Source organism: Stenotrophomonas sp. 278 (assembly GCF_003935715.1).
Classification (GTDB): domain Bacteria; phylum Pseudomonadota; class Gammaproteobacteria; order Xanthomonadales; family Xanthomonadaceae; genus Stenotrophomonas; species Stenotrophomonas maltophilia_AH.
Window position 1 is genome coordinate 1 of record NZ_RHPP01000235.1, and the last position, 3,283, is coordinate 3,283.

The 3,283-nt window shown below is 70.5% G+C and carries 3 protein-coding genes; all 3 read left to right on the forward strand.

The window, feature by feature from the left end; translation table 11 throughout:
• Positions 1–2,075 (forward strand): DUF802 domain-containing protein (locus EGJ34_RS20980; protein WP_125362348.1); only part of this gene is annotated, 2,075 nt, incomplete at its 5' end.
• Entirely contained in the window at positions 2,072–2,731 is a 660-nt protein-coding gene (locus tag EGJ34_RS20985) for an OmpA family protein (protein ID WP_125362349.1), read from the forward strand. The genes EGJ34_RS20980 and EGJ34_RS20985, both read left to right, overlap by 4 nt.
• Positions 2,721–3,283: DUF2894 domain-containing protein (locus EGJ34_RS20990; RefSeq protein ID WP_125362350.1), on the forward strand; the 563-nt coding region annotated here is incomplete at its 3' end. The genes EGJ34_RS20985 and EGJ34_RS20990, both read left to right, overlap by 11 nt.

Genomic DNA, 3,283 nt, shown 5'->3' on the forward strand with positions numbered 1-3,283 from the left:
CACTGGAACAGGCCGTCGCCGCCGCCGAGACCGCCCCGGCCAGCCTGGGCGAATGGCTGCAGCAGATTCCCGCAAGCCTGCGCAACGCGGTCCGCCTGCGCGTGGAAGGCGAGCGCACCGCCCTGCCCGGCCCGACCCTCACCCCCTATCTGGTCGGCCTGCTGGTTCTGCTCGGCATGCTCGGCACCCTGCTCGGCATGATGGCCACCCTGCGTGGCACTGGCCTGGCGCTGGAAAGCGCCACCGACCTGCAGGCCATCCGTGGCTCGCTCGGCGCACCAGTCGAGGGCCTGGCCGTGGCCTTCGGCACCTCCATCGCCGGCGTCGCCACCTCGGCCATGCTGGGCCTGCTGTCGGCGCTGAGCCGGCGTGAGCGCCTGCGCGTGGTGCAGCAGCTCGACACCCGCATTGCCACCACCCTGCACGTGCATTCGCAGAGCTGGCAGCGCGCCGAAACCTTCCGTCTGCTGCAGGCCCAGGCCGGGCTGCTGCCAGCCCTGGTGGAGCGCCTCGAAGCCGTCAGCACTGCGATCGAGCAGCACAGCGGCAGCACCGGCGAGCGCCTGCTCAGCAGCCAGCAGACGTTCCAGCAGGCTGCCGAACAGAGCCAGCAGCGACTGGCCAGCGCCCTGCAGCAGACCCTGCAGGACGGCGTGGCGCAGAGCGCACGTGCCGTGGGCGAAGCACTGCAGCCGCTGATGGCGCAGACCCTGGCCGGGCTGAGCGAGCAGACCACGCAGCTGCAGCACAGCGTGCGCGATGCGGTGCAGGTACAGCTGGGTGCCCTCAGCAGCGGTTTCGAACAGAGCCAGACCCACACCCGTGAGACCTGGAGCAGCGCCCTGCGCGACCAGCAGCAGGCGCATGCGCAGCTGGCCACCGACCTGCGCGGCACGCTGGACGGCTTCAGCAGCGCCCAGGCTGAACACAGCCGTGGCCTGCTTGATGCCGTTGCCGCCCGCCTGGACGACACTGCCACGCAGTGGACCAGCGCCCAGCTGGCCCAGCAGCACACCCATGCCGCGCTGATCGAACAGCTGCGCACTGTCCTGCACACTGCGCAATCCGAACAGAACGCTCACGCCGCCGCGCTGCTGGATGCCCTGGCCGCACACATGCAGGCCAGCGCTGACACGTCGGCACAGGCGTGGCGCGACACCCTGGCCGGCCAGCAGAGCGTCAATGCCGAACTGGCCGAGCGCAACCAGCAGGCCCTGGTCAGCGCCACCGCCAGCTTCGACAGCCACGCCCGCGCCCTGGTGGACGGCCTGCAGTTGGCCCACACCGGCCTGCAGGACACCCTGGAAGCGCGCGATGCGCAGCGTCTGGACACCTGGCGCGATGCCTTCGCCCGCCTGTCCGAACAGCTCGGCCAGCAGTGGGAAGCCAACGGCGCGCAGGTCGCAGCCAGCCAGCAGGCCGTCTGCGAGACCCTGGCCAGCACCGCGCACCAGATCGGCACCCAGGCGCAGGAGCACGCGCGCGAAACCATTGCCGAGATCTCGCGCCTGGTCACCCTGGCCTCGGAGGCTCCCAAGGCCGCCGCGGACGTGGTCGCCGAACTGCGCCAGAAGCTGTCCGACAGCATGGTCCGCGACACCGCCATGCTGGAAGAGCGCACGCGTCTTCTGGGCACGCTGGAAACCCTGCTGGACGCGGTCAACCACGCCAGCACCGAACAGCGCACTGCCGTGGATGCCCTGGTCAGCACCTCGGCCGAGCTGCTGGAACGCGTGGGCACGCGGTTCGGCGAACAGATCGAGAACGAAGCCGGCAAGCTCGAACACGCCGCGGCGCAGGTCAGCGGCAGCGTGGTCGAAGTGGCCAGCCTGGCCGAAGCCTTCGGCAGCGCCATGCACAGCTTCGGCAGCGCCAGCACCGGGCTGGGCGAACAGCTGCAGCAGGTCGCCGGCGCGCTGGACGCCTCGATGGCGCGCAGCGATGAGCAGCTGGCTTACTACGTCGCCCAGGCACGTGAAGTCGTTGACCTGAGCGTGCTGTCGCAGCAGCAGATCATTGAAGAACTGCAGCAGCTGGCCGGGCGTCGCCGCAGCAGCGGGACCGCCACCGCATGAGCGAGGAGATCGAACTCGACGGCGAAACCAGCACCCCGGTGTGGGCCGCGTTCGGCGACCTGATGTCGGTGCTGCTGGGCGCGTTCGTGCTGATTCTGGTCGGCGTGGTCGCGATCCAGCTGGAGCTGTCGCAGCGCCTCGACCAGGAAGTGGCCCAGCGCGAGGCCGAAGCCAAGCGCCGCCAGACCCTGGAGCAGGCGCTGGCAGGTCCCCTGGCGGCGGGTCGGGTCACCCTGGTGGATGGCCGCATCGGCATCCGCGGCAGCGTGCTGTTCGCGCTGAACTCCGACCAGCTGCAGCCGGAAGGCCGCGAGCTGCTGAAGAGCCTGGCCGCGCCCCTGGCCGGTTACCTGGCGTCGCGCGAGGAGATCCTGATGGTCAGCGGCTTCACCGACGACCAGCCGGTGCGCGACACCAACCGCCAGTTCGCCGACAACTGGGAACTGTCCGCGCAGCGCTCGTTGACGGTGACCCGTGCGCTGATCGCCGAGGGCGTTCCCGCCGGTTCCGTGTTTGCGGCCGCCTTCGGTGCCGAGCAGCCGGTGGACAGCAACCGCAGCGAAGAAGGCCGCTCGCGCAATCGCCGCGTCGAAATGGCCCCGATTCCGCGCCCGAAGGCCACTGACACGCCGGACCACCGCACTGATGGGCGCTGACGGCCACAGCACGCCGGCGCAGTTGCAGCGTTGGCGCACGCAGGGACACGACCGCATCGACCCGGTGCAGTTCGCGTTCCTGGAAGCGTTGCAGCAGCGTGCGCACGGCCACGACGGCGCATTGCGGCGGGTACTGGATGCCCGGCTGCAGGTGCTGCTGGACGCCTATGCAGCGCGCATTGAAGCGCAGCCCGCAACGACTGACCCGACCGCGCGACCGGCCGCTACCCTGCGCGACCTGCCCGTGCCGCGCAATGCCGACTACCCGCAGTTGCCGGCCTTGGCCGAATTCCGTGCGATGTGGGCCAACCTGCGCACCGAAAGCCAGGTCCGCCAGACCCTGGCCCAGGAAGCCCCCAGCGACAGCGGGCCGCTGAATTCCAGCATGCTGGTGCACCGCACGCTGGGCTGGCTGGGCGAGGTCTCACCCGGCTACCTGCAGCACTTCCTCGCCTATGTGGACAACCTGGCCTGGCTGGACACGCTGCAGCAGCGCGGCACCCTGCCCACCCGCGACAGCGCCGCGCCGGGCGCGAAGCCACGCCGCCGCAC